19 protein-coding genes and 5 tRNA genes are annotated in these 17,822 nt (G+C 71.0%); 18 read left to right on the top strand and 6 right to left on the bottom strand.

Annotation, left to right across the window (positions count from 1 at the left end):
* Positions 1–18: 18 nt before the first annotated feature.
* Both ACH4NX_RS27800 and gltX read left to right on the top strand, forming a co-directional pair.
* Positions 19–795: a fumarylacetoacetate hydrolase family protein gene (locus tag ACH4NX_RS27800; RefSeq protein WP_351401652.1), complete on the top strand. Its 777-nt coding sequence runs from the start codon at positions 19–21 to the stop codon at positions 793–795.
* The gene (gene gltX / locus ACH4NX_RS27795) at positions 788–2,275 is read left to right on the top strand and encodes a glutamate--tRNA ligase (RefSeq protein WP_398129055.1); all 1,488 of its coding nucleotides are present in this window, start codon (positions 788–790) and stop codon (positions 2,273–2,275) included. The genes ACH4NX_RS27800 and gltX overlap by 8 nt, the downstream gene beginning before the upstream one ends.
* A gap of 79 nt (positions 2,276–2,354) precedes the next feature.
* Here gltX and ACH4NX_RS27790 read toward each other — a convergent pair whose 3' ends face one another.
* On the bottom strand, positions 2,355–2,804 hold the full coding sequence (locus ACH4NX_RS27790) for a hypothetical protein (RefSeq protein ID WP_351401656.1): 450 nt from the start codon (positions 2,802–2,804) through the stop codon (positions 2,355–2,357).
* 120 nt (positions 2,805–2,924) lie between these two features.
* Between ACH4NX_RS27790 and ACH4NX_RS27785 the strand changes: the two genes are divergently transcribed.
* The 6 genes from ACH4NX_RS27785 (at position 2,925) to ACH4NX_RS27760 (ending at position 4,281) form a co-directional block, all read left to right on the top strand.
* Positions 2,925–3,659: an HAD family hydrolase gene (locus ACH4NX_RS27785; RefSeq protein WP_351401658.1), complete on the top strand. Its 735-nt coding sequence runs from the start codon at positions 2,925–2,927 to the stop codon at positions 3,657–3,659.
* Between the two features lie 92 nt (positions 3,660–3,751).
* A tRNA-Gln gene (locus ACH4NX_RS27780) sits at positions 3,752–3,823 on the top strand.
* Positions 3,824–3,864: 41 nt separating this feature from the next.
* Positions 3,865–3,937, top strand: a tRNA-Glu gene (locus ACH4NX_RS27775).
* A 62-nt stretch (positions 3,938–3,999) separates the two neighbouring features.
* Positions 4,000–4,072, top strand: a tRNA-Glu gene (locus tag ACH4NX_RS27770).
* Positions 4,073–4,092: 20 nt separating this feature from the next.
* A tRNA-Gln gene (locus tag ACH4NX_RS27765) sits at positions 4,093–4,164 on the top strand.
* 44 nt (positions 4,165–4,208) lie between these two features.
* A tRNA-Glu gene (locus ACH4NX_RS27760) sits at positions 4,209–4,281 on the top strand.
* 149 nt (positions 4,282–4,430) lie between these two features.
* Here ACH4NX_RS27760 and ndgR read toward each other — a convergent pair.
* The gene (ndgR, locus tag ACH4NX_RS27755) at positions 4,431–5,147 is read right to left on the bottom strand and encodes an IclR family transcriptional regulator NdgR (protein WP_279561912.1); all 717 of its coding nucleotides are present in this window, start codon (positions 5,145–5,147) and stop codon (positions 4,431–4,433) included.
* A 197-nt stretch (positions 5,148–5,344) separates the two neighbouring features.
* Here ndgR and leuC point away from each other — a divergent pair, with 197 nt between their 5' ends.
* The 4 genes from leuC to ACH4NX_RS27735 all read left to right on the top strand — a co-directional run bounded on the left by leuC (position 5,345) and on the right by ACH4NX_RS27735 (position 8,691).
* Positions 5,345–6,775 carry a 3-isopropylmalate dehydratase large subunit gene (gene leuC / locus ACH4NX_RS27750; protein WP_351401662.1) on the top strand — a complete coding sequence of 477 codons (1,431 nt, stop codon included), beginning with the start codon at positions 5,345–5,347 and terminating at the stop codon, positions 6,773–6,775.
* Positions 6,776–6,780: 5 nt separating this feature from the next.
* Positions 6,781–7,374 carry a 3-isopropylmalate dehydratase small subunit gene (gene leuD, locus ACH4NX_RS27745; protein ID WP_351401664.1) on the top strand — a complete coding sequence of 198 codons (594 nt, stop codon included), beginning with the start codon at positions 6,781–6,783 and terminating at the stop codon, positions 7,372–7,374.
* 277 nt (positions 7,375–7,651) lie between these two features.
* Complete coding sequence (locus tag ACH4NX_RS27740; protein WP_279561915.1) at positions 7,652–7,882, top strand: hypothetical protein; 231 nt, start codon at positions 7,652–7,654, stop codon at positions 7,880–7,882.
* A 137-nt stretch (positions 7,883–8,019) separates the two neighbouring features.
* On the top strand, positions 8,020–8,691 hold the full coding sequence (locus ACH4NX_RS27735; protein ID WP_351401667.1) for an HU family DNA-binding protein: 672 nt from the start codon (positions 8,020–8,022) through the stop codon (positions 8,689–8,691).
* Between the two features lie 192 nt (positions 8,692–8,883).
* Here the strand turns inward: ACH4NX_RS27735 and ACH4NX_RS27730 are convergent, their stop codons facing one another.
* On the bottom strand, positions 8,884–9,087 hold the full coding sequence (locus tag ACH4NX_RS27730; protein ID WP_351401669.1) for a hypothetical protein: 204 nt from the start codon (positions 9,085–9,087) through the stop codon (positions 8,884–8,886).
* Between the two features lie 9 nt (positions 9,088–9,096).
* A complete protein-coding gene (gene cofC, locus ACH4NX_RS27725; protein ID WP_351401671.1) occupies positions 9,097–9,735 on the bottom strand; it encodes a 2-phospho-L-lactate guanylyltransferase in 639 nt (212 codons plus the stop codon).
* Between the two features lie 143 nt (positions 9,736–9,878).
* Between cofC and ACH4NX_RS27720 the strand changes: the two genes are divergently transcribed.
* The 3 genes from ACH4NX_RS27720 (at position 9,879) to ACH4NX_RS27710 (ending at position 12,944) form a co-directional block, all read left to right on the top strand.
* Positions 9,879–10,676: a lysophospholipid acyltransferase family protein gene (locus tag ACH4NX_RS27720; RefSeq protein WP_398129054.1), complete on the top strand. Its 798-nt coding sequence runs from the start codon at positions 9,879–9,881 to the stop codon at positions 10,674–10,676.
* A complete protein-coding gene (locus tag ACH4NX_RS27715) occupies positions 10,673–11,683 on the top strand; it encodes an NAD(P)H-dependent glycerol-3-phosphate dehydrogenase (protein ID WP_398129053.1) in 1,011 nt (336 codons plus the stop codon). Before ACH4NX_RS27720 ends, ACH4NX_RS27715 begins: the two co-directional genes overlap by 4 nt.
* Positions 11,684–11,786: 103 nt before the next feature.
* Positions 11,787–12,944 carry a D-alanine--D-alanine ligase family protein gene (locus ACH4NX_RS27710; RefSeq protein ID WP_398129052.1) on the top strand — a complete coding sequence of 386 codons (1,158 nt, stop codon included), beginning with the start codon at positions 11,787–11,789 and terminating at the stop codon, positions 12,942–12,944.
* 285 nt (positions 12,945–13,229) lie between these two features.
* Here ACH4NX_RS27710 and ACH4NX_RS27705 read toward each other — a convergent pair whose 3' ends face one another.
* Entirely contained in the window at positions 13,230–13,463 is a 234-nt protein-coding gene (locus ACH4NX_RS27705; protein ID WP_053137604.1) for an Lrp/AsnC family transcriptional regulator, read from the bottom strand.
* A gap of 250 nt (positions 13,464–13,713) precedes the next feature.
* Here ACH4NX_RS27705 and ACH4NX_RS27700 point away from each other — a divergent pair, with 250 nt between their 5' ends.
* On the top strand, positions 13,714–14,682 hold the full coding sequence (locus ACH4NX_RS27700) for a thiamine-phosphate kinase (protein WP_351401680.1): 969 nt from the start codon (positions 13,714–13,716) through the stop codon (positions 14,680–14,682).
* The gene (gene thiD / locus ACH4NX_RS27695; protein WP_398129051.1) at positions 14,679–15,488 is read left to right on the top strand and encodes a bifunctional hydroxymethylpyrimidine kinase/phosphomethylpyrimidine kinase; all 810 of its coding nucleotides are present in this window, start codon (positions 14,679–14,681) and stop codon (positions 15,486–15,488) included. The genes ACH4NX_RS27700 and thiD overlap by 4 nt, the downstream gene beginning before the upstream one ends.
* A gap of 137 nt (positions 15,489–15,625) precedes the next feature.
* Here thiD and rpmB read toward each other — a convergent pair whose 3' ends face one another.
* Positions 15,626–15,811, bottom strand: a complete 186-nt coding sequence (gene rpmB, locus ACH4NX_RS27690) for a 50S ribosomal protein L28 (protein ID WP_013000438.1) — start codon at positions 15,809–15,811, stop codon at positions 15,626–15,628.
* A gap of 270 nt (positions 15,812–16,081) precedes the next feature.
* On the opposite strand from rpmB, the gene ACH4NX_RS27685 reads away from it, so the two are divergent.
* Entirely contained in the window at positions 16,082–17,812 is a 1,731-nt protein-coding gene (locus tag ACH4NX_RS27685) for a DAK2 domain-containing protein (protein ID WP_351398152.1), read from the top strand.
* The last annotated feature ends 10 nt before the right edge of the window (positions 17,813–17,822 follow it).

Raw genomic sequence — 17,822 nt, 5'->3', positions numbered from 1 at the left:
CAAGGGGCCAAGCAACCCGTGCGCATCGCCAGGTTCTCCATCGACGGGAACGTCGCCTTCGGCGCGGTCGAGGGCGACCAGCCGGACCAGCTCGTCCTCGACATCATCAAGGGCATCCCGTTCGCGGACTTCGAGCTCTCCGGCACCAAGGTGCCCCTGAGCAAGGTGCGGCTCCTGCCGCCCGTACTCCCCAACAAGGTCGTCGCCTTCGGCCGCAACTACGCCGAGCACGCCCGCGAACTCGGCCACGAGGTGCCCGACGCCCCGTTCGCCTTCTTCAAGCCGTCCACCTCGGTCATCGGCCCCGGCGACGCGATCCAGTACCCCTCCTTCTCCGAGGAACTGCACCACGAGGCCGAGCTCGCCGTCGTCATCGGCCGCATGTGCCGCGAGGTCCCGCGCGAACGCGTCAAGGACGTCGTCCTCGGCTACACCTGCGCCAACGACGTCACCGCCCGCGACGTGCAGCGCCGCGAGAAGCAGTGGGCCAGGGCCAAGGGCTTCGACTCCTCCTGCCCGCTGGGCCCCTGGGTGGAGACCGACCTGGACCCGAGCGATCTCACCATCCAGCTCACGGTCAACGGCGGCCAGCGCCAGCTCGGCCGCACCAGCGAGATGATCCACTCCATCGAGGATCTGATCGTCAACATCTCCGAGGCGATGACGCTCCTCCCCGGCGACGTGATTCTCACGGGCACCCCGGCCGGCGTCGGCCCCCTCAACGTCGGCGACGAGGTCGCCGTCACCATCGAAGGCATCGGCACTCTCACCAACAAGGTTGTCAAGCGTGGCTAGCGCACCCGGCTCCCCCGTACGCGTCCGTTTCTGTCCGTCCCCCACCGGCAACCCCCACGTGGGCCTGGTCCGCACCGCCCTGTTCAACTGGGCGTTCGCCCGGCACCACCAGGGCACGCTGGTCTTCCGCATCGAGGACACCGACGCGGCCCGCGACTCCGAGGAGTCGTACGAACAGCTCCTGGACTCGATGCGCTGGCTGGGCTTCGACTGGGACGAGGGCCCCGAGGTCGGCGGCCCTCACGCGCCGTACCGCCAGTCGCAGCGCATGGACATCTACAAGGACGTCGCCGCCAGGCTCCTCGACGCCGGCCACGCCTACCGCTGCTACTGCTCCCAGGAGGAGCTGGACACCCGCCGCGAGGCCGCCCGCGCCGCCGGCAAGCCCTCCGGCTACGACGGCCACTGCCGCGCGCTGAGCGACGCCCAGGTCGAGGAGTACGTGGCGCAGGGCCGCGAGCCCATCGTCCGCTTCCGGATGCCCCACGAGACGATCACCTTCACGGACCTGGTCCGCGGCGAGATCACCTACCTCCCGGAGAACGTCCCGGACTACGGCATCGTCCGCGCGAACGGCGCCCCCCTCTACACGCTCGTCAACCCGGTCGACGACGCGATGATGGAGATCACCCACGTCCTGCGCGGCGAGGACCTGCTCTCCTCCACCCCGCGCCAGATCGCCCTGTACAAGGCGCTGATCGAGCTGGGTGTCGCCAAGGAGATCCCCGCCTTCGGACACCTGCCGTACGTCATGGGCGAGGGGAACAAGAAGCTCTCCAAGCGCGACCCCCAGTCGAGCCTGAACCTCTACCGGGAGCGCGGCTTCCTCCCCGAGGGCCTGCTCAACTACCTCTCCCTGCTCGGCTGGTCGCTCTCCGCCGACCAGGACATCTTCACGATCGAGGAGATGGTCGCGGCCTTCGACGTCTCCGACGTCCAGCCCAACCCGGCCCGCTTCGACCTGAAGAAGTGCGAGGCGATCAACGCCGACCACATCCGCCTGCTCGAGGTGAAGGACTTCACCGAGCGCTGCCGCCCGTGGCTGAAGGCCCCCGTCGCCCCCTGGGCGCCCCAGGACTTCGACGAGGCCAAGTGGCAGGCGATCGCGCCGCACGCGCAGACCCGTCTGAAGGTCCTCTCCGAGATCACGGACAACGTCGACTTCCTGTTCCTGCCGGAGCCGGCCGTCGACGAGGCCTCCTGGACGAAGGCGATGAAGGAGGGCTCCGACGCCCTGCTGCGCACCGCCCGGGAGAAGCTGGACGCGGCCGACTGGGCGTCCCCGGAGTCCCTCAAGGAGGCCGTCCTGGCCGCCGGCGAGGCCCACGGCCTCAAGCTCGGCAAGGCCCAGGCCCCCGTCCGCGTCGCCGTCACCGGCCGCACGGTGGGTCTGCCCCTCTTCGAGTCCCTGGAGGTCCTGGGCAAGGAGAAGGCGCTGACCCGGATCGACGCGGCCCTGGCGAGGCTCACGGCGGCGTAGACGGCATCCGGCATACGCGAACAGGGCGGCAGCGCGAAAGCTGCCGCCCTGTCGTCACCTAGTCACTTCCTCACTGTGCTCAGGCACGCCCGGAGTAGGGGAGACCGCACAGGGTGGTGTCTCCCTTGACGGCGCAGAGCTGGATGTACACCTTGGTGCCCTCGGCGAGGTTCCCCGACTTCCACGAGCTGGTGTAGGGGGCGTTGTGCCCGCGTGTGGTGGCTTTGCGTCCGGTCGAGGGGCTGATCATCGTGGCTTCCAGGCCCCAGCCGTCGGCGAGCCGGTCCAGAACCCTGAACGCGTCTCCGGGGGTGCTGCCGGACGGGTCGGCGTTCCACTGCATGGCGCCCGCGAAGTTGCCGTTGTTGAAGGCGGTGATGTTGAAGTCGCCGTCCGAGCTGACCGAACCCTTCTCGAACGTCCACTGGGCCGCCGCCGCCTCGGTCGCTCCGATCGTGACGGACGTGCCGAGTATCAGTGCGCTGCTGGCGAAGAGCGTGCCGACGCGCTTCGTGAACCGACCATTCACTGTGAATCCCCCTCGAAACCGACTGGTTGACAAGCCGGAGCGATCATTCAGGCAAGGGTTGGAACTGTCAACGGTTTTGTGGCCGGGCGGTAGCGGTGGGTGTTGGGTACGGTCGGTGGCATGCCGATCCGAGCCGTTGTCTGGGACGTCGACGACACCCTCTTCGACTACACCACCGCCGACCGCGAGGGCATGCGCGCCCATCTCGTGGCGGAAGGGCTCCTCGCGGGGTACGGGTCGGCCGAGGAGGCCCTCGTGCGCTGGCGGGAGATCACCGACCGGCAGTGGGCCCGCTTCGCGGCCGGTGAGGTCGACTTCGTCACACAGCGGCGCGACCGCACCCGGGTCTTCCTGGGCCGGCCGGAGCTGACGGACGCCGAGGCCGACGACTGGTTTCAGCGGTACGTCACGCACTACGAGGCCGCCTGGTCCCTCTTCCCGGACGTCCTGCCCGTCCTGGACGCACTCGCCGGCAGCCACCGGCACGCCGTGCTCTCGAACTCCAGCCTGACCGTCCAGGACCGCAAGCTGCGCGTCCTCGGCGTGCACGACCGGTTCGAGGCCATCCTGTGCGCCGCCGAGCTGGGCGTCTCCAAGCCCGAGCCCGGCGCCTTCCTGGCCGCCTGCGACGCCCTCGGCCTCACCCCGCCCGAGGTCGCCTACGTCGGCGATCACCCGGAGATCGACGGACGCGGTGCCGCGGACGCCGGACTGCTGTCGGTGTGGATCGACCGCGGCGGTGTGTACGCGACCGTCGATCCGCCCGTCGGACCTCGCCGTATCGCGTCCCTCTCCGAACTCCCCGCGCTCCTCGGCGCCGATACCCGTTTTGGAGCCCCGTCCACCTTCGGGTAATGTTCTTCCTGCGCCGCCGAGGAGCGGGCCGAAAGGGCCGGGAACCGGAAGCGCAACGCTAGAACAAGATCCCCCAGGGGCTTGCGTTCCAGTGGCCTATGGTGTAATTGGCAGCACGACTGATTCTGGTTCAGTTAGTCTAGGTTCGAGTCCTGGTAGGCCAGCTCGCAGAGCTTATCTGCGCCGTGGAGATCAACTCCACAAAGCCCCCGTTGTGTAGCGGCCTAGCACGCCGCCCTCTCAAGGCGGTAGCGCCGGTTCGAATCCGGTCGGGGGTACAGATCCTTCCCGCGGGAACAGTCCGGGTCGCACCCATTGTTCTCGATGCAGGATCGCTAGGGCCCCCGTTGTGTAGCGGCCTAGCACGCCGCCCTCTCAAGGCGGTAGCGCCGGTTCGAATCCGGTCGGGGGTACGAACTGGTCTAAACCACATTGGTCTATGGTGTAATTGGCAGCACGACTGATTCTGGTTCAGTTAGTCTAGGTTCGAGTCCTGGTAGACCAGCTCGGATCTGCGGCGATGTAGCATTAAGCGCTTGCAAGATCCACGCCCCCGTTGTGTAGCGGCCTAGCACGCCGCCCTCTCAAGGCGGTAGCGCCGGTTCGAATCCGGTCGGGGGTACAACAAGGTTCGGTGGCCCTTCGCTTCGGCGGAGGGCCACCGGCGTTTTCCGCCCCCGCCAACTCCCCGTACGGTGCCATCGCGTCGGGGGAGGGCCCGCCGCGGCGTTGAGGCGGGCCCGTTCCCATCGCGTGTCCAGGTCGGCGAGGTCAGCCCGTGCGGCGCAGGGCCTCGGAGAGGCGGCCGGCGGCGTCGATGATCGCCTGGGCGTGCATACGGCCCGGGTGGCGGCTGAGGCGCTCGATGGGGCCGGAGACGGACACGGCGGCCACCACGCGGTTGGAGGGACCGCGCACGGGCGCGGAGACGGACGCCACGCCCGGCTCCCGCTCGCCGATGGACTGCGCCCAGCCCCGCCGCCGCACACCGGACAGGGCCGTCGCCGTGAATCGGGCGCCCTGAAGACCGCGGTGGAGACGCTCGGGCTCCTCCCAGGCCATGAGGATCTGCGCCGACGAACCGGCCTTCATGGTGAGCGTGGAACCGACCGGGACGGTGTCCCTGAGGCCCGACAGCCGCTCGGCCGCGGCCACGCAGATCCGCATGTCGCCCTGGCGGCGGTAGAGCTGAGCGCTCTCGCCCGTGATGTCACGGAGGTGGGTGAGCACCGGCCCCGCCGTGGCGAGCAGGCGGTCCTCGCCGGCCGCCGCGGCCAGTTCGGCCAGGCGCGGGCCGAGAATGAAACGGCCCTGCATGTCACGCGCCACCATACGGTGGTGTTCCAGCGCCACGGCCAGGCGGTGGGCCGTGGGTCGTGCCAGTCCGGTCGCAGCGACCAAACCCGCGAGGGTGGCCGGGCCGGACTCCAGAGCGCTCAGGACGAGGGCCGCCTTGTCCAGAACGCCGACGCCGCTACTGTTGTCCATGCAACGATACTCCCGTCTCACTCTGTGAAACGCAAGTTCAATTTTCCATGGAACCCGCCACTCTGGACGGCAGGAAGTCACAACGGCCCGTGACGCACGGGCCTGGTGGCGGTTGCCCGGAATCACAGGGGTGCGGGCACCGCTTCCCCAAGATCTCTAGTTGGGTCGGCGCTTCGTCGCCGGCCGGAGGGAAAGCGATGGGTAGGACACTCGCGGAGAAGGTCTGGGACGACCACGTCGTCCGGCGCGCCGAAGGCGAGCCCGACCTCCTCTTCATCGATCTGCACCTGCTGCACGAGGTGACCAGCCCGCAGGCCTTCGACGGCCTCCGCAAGAGCGGCCGCCCGGTGCGCCGACTCGACCTGACCATCGCCACCGAGGACCACAACACCCCCACCCTCGACATCGACAAGCCCATCGCGGACCCGGTCTCCCGGGTCCAGCTGGAGACGCTGCGCAAGAACTGCGCGGACTTCGGCGTCCGGCTGCACCCGCTGGGCGACGTCGAGCAGGGCGTCGTACACGTCGTCGGCCCGCAGCTGGGCCTGACCCAGCCCGGCACCACCGTGGTCTGCGGCGACTCGCACACCTCCACGCACGGCGCCTTCGGCGCGCTGGCGTTCGGCATCGGCACCTCCCAGGTCGAGCACGTGCTGGCCACCCAGACGCTGCCCATGGCCCGCCCGAAGACCATGGCGATCACCGTCAACGGCGAACTGCCCGACGGTGTCACGGCCAAGGACCTGATCCTCGCGATCATCGCGAAGATCGGTACCGGCGGCGGCCAGGGATACATCCTGGAGTACCGCGGCGAGGCCATCGAGAAGCTCTCGATGGAGGCCCGCATGACCATCTGCAACATGTCGATCGAGGCCGGTGCCCGCGCGGGCATGATCGCCCCCGACGAGACCACCTTCGCCTACCTCCGGGGGCGCGCCCACGCCCCCGAGGGCGAGGACTGGGACGCGGCGGTGGAGTACTGGAAGACGCTGCGCACGGACGACGGCGCCGAGTTCGACGCCGAGGTCGTCATCGAGGCAGCCGAGCTGTCGCCGTTCGTCACCTGGGGCACCAACCCGGGCCAGGGCGCGCCGCTTTCCGCGGACGTCCCCGACCCGGCCTCGTACGAAGACGCCTCGGAGCGCTTCGCCGCGGAAAAGGCCCTGGAGTACATGGGGTTGGAGGCCGGGCAGTCGCTGCGCTCCATCAAGGTGGACACCGTCTTCGTAGGTTCCTGCACCAACGGCCGCATCGAGGACCTGCGCGCCGCCGCCGAGATCGTGCGGGACCGCAAAGTCGCCGACGGCGTACGGATGCTGGTCGTCCCGGGCTCCGCGCGGGTGGGTCTGCAGGCCGTTTCGGAGGGCCTGGACGTGGTCTTCAAGGAGGCCGGCGCCGAGTGGCGGCACGCGGGCTGCTCGATGTGTCTGGGCATGAACCCGGACCAGCTGGCCCCCGGTGAGCGCTCCGCGTCCACCTCCAACCGCAACTTCGAGGGACGGCAGGGCAAGGGCGGCCGCACCCATCTGGTGTCGCCGCAGGTCGCGGCCGCGACGGCGGTCCTGGGCCACCTGGCCTCCCCGGCCGACCTGTCCGCCGCCGACGTCCCCACGCCCGCAGGAGTCTGAGAGTCATGGAAGCGTTCACCACCCACACCGGCCGGGCCGTCCCGCTGCGCCGCAGCAACGTCGACACCGACCAGATCATCCCCGCCCACTGGCTCAAGAAGGTGACCCGGGACGGGTTCGAGGACGGGCTGTTCGAGGCCTGGCGCAAGGACCCGGAGTTCGTGCTCAACCGGCCCGAGCGCGAGGGCGCCACGGTGCTGGTGGCCGGCCCCGACTTCGGCACCGGCTCCTCCCGTGAGCACGCCGTCTGGGCGCTGCAGAACTACGGCTTCAAGACCGTGATCTCCTCCCGGTTCGCCGACATCTTCCGCGGTAACTCGCTGAAGAACGGCCTGCTCACGGTGGTCCTGGACCAAAAGACCGTGGACGCCCTGTGGGAGCTCACCCAGAACGACCCGCAGGCCGAGATCACGGTCGACCTCGAGACCCGCGAGGTTCGCGCCGAGGGCGTCACCGCCTCCTTCGAGCTGGACGAGAACTCCCGCTGGCGGCTGCTGAACGGGCTGGACGACATCTCGATCACCCTCCAGAACGAGGCGGACATCGCCGCGTACGAGGCGAAGCGCCCGTCGTTCAAGCCGCAGACCATCCAGGTCTGACCCCGGGAGGCCTCGCAGGCCCACCACAAGGTCGAGTTTCGGCCACCCCAACACCCCGGCTGTACCCCCGATCGGCCCGATCGGGGGTACAGCCTTTTCTGCTGCCGACGGCACCCGCGTGTTGCGGACGGTTCGCTCAACTTCCCACGTTAGAGGCGTGGTTGCAGGGGTACGCGAGTCATGGAAGCGCGGCTTCCGGGTGGGTCCGGAAGGCCGTCCGAGGCGGCAGTTGCCCCCTGCGCAGGCGACAACTCGCCCCAGATGGCACAATCTGTGCATGGAACACGACGGCCAACTCGAGCTCTATGCGGCGGTCGCGGTCCGGCTCAAAGAAGCGCACACAAGAGTGCGCGCACTGCAAGTCCCGGAGGGCGTACGGATGGCGCTGACCCGGAAGCTGCTGGTCATTACGGCCGCGGCCAAACACGATCTCGCCGGTGCGGCAAGGCGTCTGGAGCGGTTCACCGCGGACCTCGACGAGGGTCGATTTCCCGAAGAGGAAGGCTGAACAGGCCGGGAGAGCCCGAGTCCGTTGCGGCACAAGGGTGATTAGCCCGTTTCGTGTTTGATTTGCGGTATATATCTGCCTAACGTGCGAAAAAGCTTGAACACTTTCGTTCTGGCGATGTCTCCGAAGGGGAAGACGTGAACAAGGCGCAGCTCGTAGAAGCGATTGCCGACAAACTGGGCGGCCGACAGCAGGCCGCCGACGCGGTCGACGCGGTCCTGGACGCCCTCGTCCGTGCAGTGGTCTCGGGCGACCGGGTCTCGGTCACCGGCTTCGGCTCCTTCGAGAAGGTCGACCGCCCGGCCCGCTACGCCCGCAACCCTCAGACGGGTGAGCGGGTTCGGGTCAAGAAGACCTCCGTGCCCCGCTTCCGCGCGGGTCAGGGCTTCAAGGACCTGGTGAGCGGCTCGAAGAAGCTCCCGAAGAACGACATCGCGGTCAAGAAGGCCCCCAAGGGCAGCCTGTCCGGCCCGCCGCCCACCATCTCCAAGGCCGCGGGCAAGAAGGCCGCCGCCAAGAAGGCCACGGGCGCCGCGAAGAAGGCCACGGGCGCAGCCAAGAAGACGACCGCGGCGGCGAAGAAGGCGACCGCGAAGAAGACCGCCGGCGCGGCGAAGACGGCGACGCCGGCGGCGACGGCGAAGAAGGCGCCCGCCAAGAAGTCCACCGCCAAGACCACCACGGCGGCGGCGAAGAAGACCACGGCCAAGAAGGCCCCCGCGAAGAAGGCGACGGCCAAGAAGGCTCCGGCCAAGAAGTCGACCGCCCGCACCACCACCGCCAAGAAGGCCACCGCCCGCAAGAAGTAGCAGGCAGCCGCAGGAAGCAGCAGGCGAACAGGCACAGGGGCACTCACGCGCCGGGCCGGACTCCCTCTCGGAGTCCGGCCCGCGGCGTGTCCGGGGTCCGACGGGGCTCCGGCAGGCGCCCCACGGGGGAGCGGCGGTGCCGGCGGTACGGCGGTGTCGGTGGTGTCGGTGGTACGGGCGGGAACTTCGAGGTCAGAACGTCTGGAGCGTCACCAGCGTGATCCGGCGCTCCGTACCCGCGCCGTCGGTCTCGATCCGCACCCGCTGTCCGGGCCGCAGCAGTCTCAGGCCCCCGGCGTCGAACGCCGCCGCGTCGAAGGGCACGGGCGTGCCGTCGTCCAGCAGCACCTGCCCGCTGCGGCTTTCCGGGTCGTACGTGTATGCGGTCGCCTGCATGTCGGCAGCCTACTGCCCGAGGATCAGCAGCCGCGCCGCCACCGCGGCCGTACGGGGCCCCACCCCCAGCGCCAGCGCGGTGCGCAGATCGCCGCCGGTGTCGACGTCCTGCCGTACGGAATCCACCGCGTCCAGCCGCAGTTCCACCGCCCCGGACGCACGGTGACGGGCTCGGGAATCCGTACCGAAAGCGGGGGCCAATTCACGGCCCGGAGCCGCGGTCAGCAGGGTCGTGCCGATTCCGGCGGCGTCCGGGAGAAAAGCACGCGGGAATTGTGTGGCCGCCGCCAGTACCAGCGCCAATTCCGTCGGCCGCAGCGCGGGGAGATCGGCGTTGAGCGCGGCCACCGGACTTTCGGGCCGAGCCGCCCGTACCGCGGCCGCCCCGTGCAGCAGGGCGGCGTTCAGGCCGCCGCCGGGCTCCCCGGCCACGATCCCCGCGCCCAGCGCCGCCAGCTCGCGTCCGGCCCGCGCGTCGTCCGTGACTACTGCCACATCGGCCACCGCCGGGCAGGCCAGCGCGGCCGCCACGGTGTCCTGGGCGAACGCCAGCGCGAGGCCCGGCCGCACCCCGTCGTCCGCGGTGTCCGACAGCCTGCTCTTGGCCCGGGCAAGGGGCTTCACGGGTACGACCAAGGTCCACTGCACGAGCGTTCCGTCCTTCTCTCGTCGCTGTCATTGTCACCTGGGGGACCTGGAGGTTCACTCTCCGGGGCGTACGGTGTTCTCGACAGACGGGCGGCCCGGGGCGACACTTGTCCGGCCCCAGGCCCTGGAGGAAAGGTGTCAGCGTGCCCCGCCGCAGAATCGGCTTCTGGTACCGCTTCGCCGCGGTGCTCTGCAAACCGCCGCTCATGGTTCTGATCAAGCGGGACTGGCGGGGAATGGACAACATTCCGGTCGACGGTGGTTTTATCACCGCCGTGAACCACAATTCGCACGTGGATCCCTTCGCGTACGCGCACTATCAGTACAACACCGGGCGCGTCCCGCGATTCCTGGCGAAGAGCGGCCTTTTCCGGAAGGGATTCGTCGGTGCCGCGATGCGGGGCACCGGGCAGATCCCCGTCTACCGCGAGAGCACGGACGCGCTGAGCGCCTTCCGGGCCGCGATCGACGCCGTGGAGCGCGGCGAGTGCGTCGCCTTCTACCCGGAGGGCACCCTCACCCGGGACCCGGACGGCTGGCCGATGACCGCCAAGACCGGTGCCGCGCGCGTCGCGCTGCAGACCAGGTGCCCCGTGATCCCGGTCGCCCAGTGGGGCTGCAACGAACTGCTGCCGCCGTACGCCAGGAAGCCCAGCGTCCTCCCGCGCAAGACCCATCGGGTGCTGGCGGGCCCGCCGGTCGACCTGTCGCGGTTCTACGGCCAGGAGATGACCGCGGAGGTGCTGAAGGAGGCCACCGAGGTCATCATGGCCGCCGTCACCCGCCAGCTGGAGGAGATCCGCGGCGAGAAGGCGCCGGAAACCCCCTACGACCCGCGCCGGGAGCGGATCGAGCAGCGGCGCCGGACGCAGGCGCAGACACCGACACGGACGACGCGGGCGCACACGCAGGGACCGCAGGCAGAAGGGCAGAGCACGTGAGCAAGCCCGTCAAGGCGGCAGTCTTCGGCACCGGATCATGGGGTACGGCCTTCGGCGCGGTCCTCGCCGACGCGGGGTGCGACGTCACCCTGTGGGGGCGCCGCGCCGCGCTCGCCGACGCCGTCAACTCCACCCGGACCAACCCGGACTACCTGCCCGGCGTCGAACTCCCCGCGAACCTGCGGGCCACCACCGACGCCGCCGAGGCCGCGCGGGACGCCGACTTCACCGTCCTCGCCGTCCCGTCGCAGACGCTGCGCGCCAACCTCGCCGACTGGACGCCGCTGCTGGCGCCCGGCACGGTCCTGGTGTCGCTGATGAAGGGCGTCGAACTCGGCTCCGCGATGCGGATGAGCGAGGTGGTCGACGACGTCGCCAAGGTCGGTGCCGAGCGCATCGCCGTGGTCACCGGGCCCAACCTGGCCCGGGAGATCGCCGCCCGCATGCCGGCCGCCGCCGTGGTCGCCTGCCCCGACGAATCCGTCGCCCAGCGCCTCCAGACCGCCTGCCACACGCCGTACTTCCGCCCGTACACCAACACGGACGTCATCGGCTGCGAACTCGGCGGCGCCGTCAAGAACGTGATCGGGCTGGCCGTGGGCATCGCGGACGGCATGGGCCTCGGTGACAACGCCAAGGGGTCCCTCATCACGCGCGGCCTCGCCGAGACCACGCGTCTCGGGGTCGCCCTGGGCGCCGACCCGCTGACCTTCTCCGGACTGGCCGGTCTCGGCGACCTGGTGGCGACCTGCTCCTCGCCGCTGTCCCGCAACCACACCTTCGGCACCAACCTCGGCAAGGGTATGACCCTCCAGGAGACCATCGCGGTCACCAGGCAGACCGCCGAGGGCGTCAAGTCCTGCGAGTCCGTGCTGGATCTGGCCCGCAGGCACGGCGTCGACATGCCGATCACCGAGACGGTCGTCGGCATCGTGCACGAGGGCAAGCCCCCGGTGGTCGCGCTCAAGGAGCTGATGTCGCGCAGCGCGAAGCCGGAACGACGCTGAGCGACGCCGAGCGGCGCCGGAACGGAACCTGGAGGCCGACCCGCGCCACGCGGCCCCGGGGACGCTGTGTCGGGGCCCTACGGGCGGGTACCCTCGACGCGATATGAGCACCGAGAACCTCCCCCAGAGCCCCGAGCAGCCGCCTCGCAGACCGCGTGTGGCCGTCGTGTTCGGCGGGCGCAGTTCCGAACACGGGATCTCCGTGGTCACGGCCGGCGCCGTCCTCGCGGCCATCGACCGGACGAAGTACGACGTCCTGCCGATCGGCATCACCCGGGACGGCCGCTGGGCCCTCACCGCCGACGAACCGGAACGCATGGCGATCACCGATCGCCGCACACCCGACGTCGAGGAGCTGGCCGAGTCGACCGAGGGCGGCGTGGTGCTGCCCGTCGACCCCGGCAACCGCGAGGTCGTCTACAGCGAACCCGGCTCGGTACCCAAGGCGCTGGGCGAGGTCGACGTCGTCTTCCCCGTGCTGCACGGCCCCTACGGCGAGGACGGCACCCTCCAGGGCCTGCTGGAGCTGTCCGGTGTGCCCTACGTCGGCGCGGGCGTGCTCGCCTCGGCCGTCGGCCAGGACAAGGAGTACATGAAGGCGGTGTTCACCTCCTACGGGCTGAAGGTCGGCCCGTACGTGGTGATCCGCCCCCGCGAGTGGGAGCAGGACCGTTCCGGCGCCCGGGAGAAGATCGTCGGTTTCGCCGGCGAGCACGGCTGGCCGCTGTTCGTGAAGCCCGCGCGCGCCGGCTCCTCGATCGGCATCACCAAGGTCGAGGACCTCTCCGGACTCGACGAGGCGATCGAGGAGGCCCGGCGCCACGACCCGAAGATCCTTGTCGAGGCGGCTCTGCGCGGCCGGGAGATCGAGTGCGGGGTGCTGGAGTTCGAGGACGGCCCCCGCGCCTCCGTCCCCGCGGAGATTCCGCCGCCCTCGGAGCACGCGTACTACGACTTCGAGGCCAAGTACATCGACTCCACCCCCGGCATCGTCCCCGCCCCGCTGACGCCACAGGAGACCGCCAGGATCCAGCGGCTGGCCGTGGCGGCGTTCGACGCGGCCTCCTGCGAGGGGCTGGTGCGCGCGGACTTCTTCCTCACCGAGGACGGCGAGTTCGTCATCAACGAGATCAACACCATGCCCGGCTTCACGCCGATCTCCATGTACCCGCAGATGTGGCAGGCGAGCGGCGTGAGCTACCCGGAGCTGGTGGACCGGCTGGTCCGGGCGGCGCTGCGCAGGCCCACGGGTCTGCGCTGACGGTCCGCCCGGCGCACCACGACGAAGGCGATCCCCCTCGGGGATCGCCTTCGTCACGACCGGTGGGAACCCACACCTCCTCCGAGGGTCCCCGCGCCCCGCAGCGCAGTATGATCAGCGGGTTTCCCCAGCCCGCCTCCTGCCGGCGGCAGCGCCGTGTCCGGGTTCGGCGACAGCTTCGTGACCTCGCGTCCGGGCCGGAACCGTCGCCGACTCGCTGTCGTCTGCTGAGGGAGCAGCCTGCGGCGGCGGTCAGCAGTGCGAGTGCGAGTGGGCGGAAGGGGGCTAGAGATGAACGACCGGGCAGGTCAGAGTGCGGGTGATGCCGTCCACTTGCTGGACCTTGGCGACCACCATGCGCCCCAGGTCGTCGACGGTGTCGGACTGGGCGCGGACGATGACATCGTAGGGTCCTGTCACGTCCTCGGCCTGGATCACTCCAGGGATCTTGCTGATCGTCTCGGCGACGGTCGACGCTTTGCCGACCTCCGTCTGGATCAGGATGTACGCCTGTACCACGGAACCTCCAGAGCGGCCACGAGGATCATGTGGGGAAAAGGAACGCCACGGTATCGCGTCGCCGCTCTCCACGGGGAGACCCGCGGGACACGGGCCTCGCGTGCCGGGGTGCCGCGATGACCGAGTCGACGATCACGCCGGCCGTGGCGACGGTCACCTCGACCGCAACGGCGACGGTCGTTTCGACCGTAACGAGGACAGAGATGACGCGCGACCGGGCACGGACAGGGACAGAAGGGGAGCCAAGTCGATGAAGGGCACTGTTGGTGAGCTCGGGGAGTTCGGGCTCATCAGGGAGCTCACCTCCCGTCTCACCACCACCCCGGCGGTCCGGGTCGGCCCCGGTGACGACGCCGCCGTGGTCGCCGCGCCCGACCGCAGGGTGGTGGCCAGCACCGACATCCTGGTGGAGGGGCGGCACTTCCGTCGTGACTGGTCCACCGCGTACGACGTGGGCCGCAAGGCGGCGGCGCAGAACCTGGCAGACATCGCGGCCATGGGCGCCGTACCGACCGCACTGCTGCTCGGCCTGGTCGTGCCGGCCGAACTGCCGGTGGCCTGGCCGACCGAGCTGATGGACGGGCTGCGCGACGAGTGCCAGGTCGCGGGTGCCTCGGTGGTCGGCGGCGACGTGGTGCGCGGCGACACGATCACCGTCTCCATCACCGCGCTGGGCGACCTGCGCAACCAGGAGCCCGTCACCCGCGGCGGCGCCCGGCCCGGCGACCTGGTCGCGGTGACCGGCTGGCTCGGCTGGTCTGCGGCCGGGTTCGCCGTGCTGTCCCGGGGCTTCCGCTCGCCGCGTGCCTTCGTCGAGGCCCACCGCCGCCCGGAGCCGCCGTACCACGCGGGGCCGGCCGCCGCGGGCCTCGGCGCCACCGCGATGTGCGACGTGAGCGACGGGCTGATCGCCGACCTGAGCCACATCGCCGAGGCCAGCAAGGTCAGGATCGACATCCGCTCCGGGCAGATCGACATCCCGTCCCAGATGAACGACATCGGTCAGGCCGTCGGCGTCGACCCCATGCAGTGGGTGCTCACCGGGGGAGAGGACCACGCGATCGTGGCCACCTTCCCGCCCGACGTGAAGCTGCCCGCCCGCTGGAAGGTCATCGGCGAGGTCCTCAACCCCTCGGCCCTGCCCCAGGTGACCGTCGACGGGGCGCCCTGGACCAGCAAGGGCGGCTGGGACCACTTCGGCGGGGACGTGGAGTCATGAGCCTGCCCTCCCCCCTCCCCCTGGTCCTCACCGTGGCCGGCTCCGACTCCGGCGGCGGCGCCGGCATCCAGGCCGACCTGAAGACGATGCTCGCCCTCGGCACGCACGGCATGAGCGTGCTCACCGCGGTGACCGCGCAGAACTCCCTCGGTGTGCAGGGCGCCTGGGAACTGCCCGTGGAGGCGGTGCGGGCCCAGTACCGCAGCGTCGTGGACGACATCGGCGTCCAGGCGGTCAAGACCGGGATGCTCTCCTCGGCGGAACTGGTCGAGACGGTCGCCGAATTGATCGGCGGCACCGACGCCCCGGCCGTCGTCGACCCGGTCGGCGTCTCCAAGCACGGGGACGCGCTGCTCGCCGCGTCCGCGCTGGACTCCGTACGCACCAAGCTGCTGCCGGTGGCGACCGTCGCCACACCGAACCTCGACGAGGTCGGGCAACTCACCGGCGTACGGGTCGAGTCCGACACCGATCTGCGCCGCGCGGCGGCGGCCGTGCTGGAGTACGGGCCGCGCTGGGTCCTGATCAAGGGCGGCCACCTGCGCGGCGACGCCGTGGACCTGCTCACCGACGGCTCCGAGGAGCACTGGCTGCGCGCCCCGCGTCTGGACAACCGGCACACCCACGGCACGGGCTGCACCCTCGCGTCGGCCGTCGCCTGCGGACTGGCGAAGGGGCGGTCGGTGCCGGAGGCGGTCGCGGCTGCCAAGGAGTACGTCACCGGAGCGATCGCGGCCGGGTTCGCGCTCGGCGGCGGTATCGGCCCGGTGGACCACGGCTGGGCGCTCGGGCGGGACCGCGGCTGAGCGCCCGGGGGGAGTGGCGCGGCGCGGGCGGGACCGCCCGCCGCGCCGGGTTCGCGGCACGGCAAAAAGCCGGCCCACCCGAGGTGGACCGGCTTAGTGCAGCGGACCAGGCAGTGGCCGCGCGCTCAGCTGACGCGTCAGCGCGAGACCTTCCCGGCCTTGATGCACGAGGTGCAAGCGTTCACGCGCTTCGGCGTCCCGCCGACCACGGTACGCACACGCTGGATGTTCGGGTTCCAGCGACGGGACGTACGGCGGTGCGAGTGCGAGATGTTGTTGCCGAAGCTCGGCCCCTTGCCACAGACGTCGCAGTTGGCAGCCACGGGTCACTCCAAAGACTTCAGATGCACTTACGGTTGACCCCGGCATGCCGGGATCAAGGTTCCGGAGCCGCGAACGGTCCGGGGTCTGAGTGGCGGTGCCAGGGGGAAGAGAGCCCGATCGGGATCGGGCAACCGGAGCAGCATACAACGGCTGCTCCCGTACAACGAAACTACCACGGCAGCTCAGGGGCCCGCCCCGGGCCCTCTTCCGGTGGGCACCCTCCCAAGGTCTACGCTGCCTGCCACGTCCAGCAGCTCAGGGAGGCGCAGGTGGCGCAGGTGCCGCAGAGGTTCTTCGACGCTCTGGCGGTGCGCACCTGGTGCGGTCTGTCGCTGCGCGCGCTGGGGCGGGCGCGCGAGGAGATCGACGCGATCAACGTCTATCCGGTCGCGGACGGGGACACCGGCACGAACCTGTATCTGACCGTCGAGTCGGCCGTCGCGGCGGTGGAGGCGGTGTTCGCGGCGCACACGGTGGGCGGTGAGCCGGACGGCGGCGAGGGTCCTTCGCTGGCCGACGCCGTGGGCGCCATGGCGCACGGCGCGCTGATCGGCGCGCGGGGCAACTCCGGGACGATCCTCGCGCAGCTGCTGCGCGGCATGGCCCAGGTGCTCGCCGCCGGGGGTGAACCCGCTCACACCGATGGCGCGGGCCTGAGGCTGGCGCTGCGGCACGCGGCCGACTCCGCCCGGCAGGCCGTGGCCCACCCGGTCGAGGGCACCGTCCTGACCGTCGCCTCGGCCGCCGCCGACGCGGCCGCGAGGACGGCCGACGACGCCGAGGACACGGAGGGCGACTGCGCGGCGGTGGCCCGCGCGGCCTACGAGGGAGCCCGCGAGGCACTCGCCGCGACCCCGGACCGGCTGCCCGTCCTGGAGCGCGCCGGAGTGGTCGACGCCGGCGGACAGGGCCTGGTGACGGTGCTCGCGGCCCTGGTGGAGACGTTCACGGGCCGTGCGGAGACGTTCACGGGCCACTCGTCGGCGCCGGGGGCGATCGCCGTGCGCCGCGCGCGCGGGGAGCGCGGCGGCGAGGCCCCCGCGGAGAAGTGCGCCGCGGAGGAGGGCGACGACAGCGGCCCCGCCTTCGAGGTGATCTACCTCCTGGAGGCCGAGGACGCGGCCGTGGCACGGCTGCGGCAGCGGCTCGACGCCCTCGGGGACTCGCTCGTCGTGGTCGGCGGCGACGGACTGTGGAACGTCCACGTGCACGTCGACGACGCGGGCGCGGCCGTGGAGGCGGGCGTCGAGGCGGGGCGGCCGTACCGGATCCGCATCACCCACTTCGGCCACGGCGACGCGCACACCACCGCGGCCGAGCGCCCGCCCCGTGAACGCGCTCAGCGTGCCGTGGTGGCCGTCGTGCCGGGGGAGGGGCTGGCCGGGCTGTACACCGGGGCCGGCGCGACCACCGTGCTCGCACGCCCCGGGGAGCCGCCCGCGAGCGGGGAACTCGTCCAGGCCGTACGGCGGGCGCACGCGCGCGAGGTCGTGCTGCTGCCCAACGACGCGGAACTGCGCCACACCGCCGCCGCGGCGGCCGAGCAGGCCCGCACCGAGGGTGTCCGGGTCGCCCTGATCCCGACCCGCTCGGCGGTCCAGGGCATCGCCGCCCTCGCCGTGCACGAACCCGAGCGGCGCTTCGACGAGGACGTGGTCGCGATGACCTCGGCGGCCGGCGCGACCCGCCACGCCGAGGTCACCGTCGCCGAGCGTCAGTCCTGGACCACGGCCGGCATCTGCCAGGCCGGCGACGTGCTCGGCCTCGTCGACGGCGACGTGGCCGTGATCGGCGCGGACGTCACGCAGGTCGCCGAGACCGTCCTGGACCGCATGCTCGCGGCCGGCGGCGAGCTGGTCACCCTCGTCCTCGGCGACGGGGCCCCCGAGACCGTCGCCGCCCACCTGGAGGCCCGCGTCCGCGAGGCGTACCTCGCCGTCGACACGGTGGTCTACCAGGGCGGCCGGCAGGGCGCGCTGCTGCTGATCGGCGTGGAGTAGCGCGCGGCCG

This window comes from Streptomyces sp. NPDC017225 (genome assembly GCF_044331465.1).
Classification (GTDB): domain Bacteria; phylum Actinomycetota; class Actinomycetes; order Streptomycetales; family Streptomycetaceae; genus Streptomyces.
The sequence above is the reverse complement of the archived record's forward strand: the minus strand, read 5'-3'. Positions and strand labels throughout refer to the sequence as shown.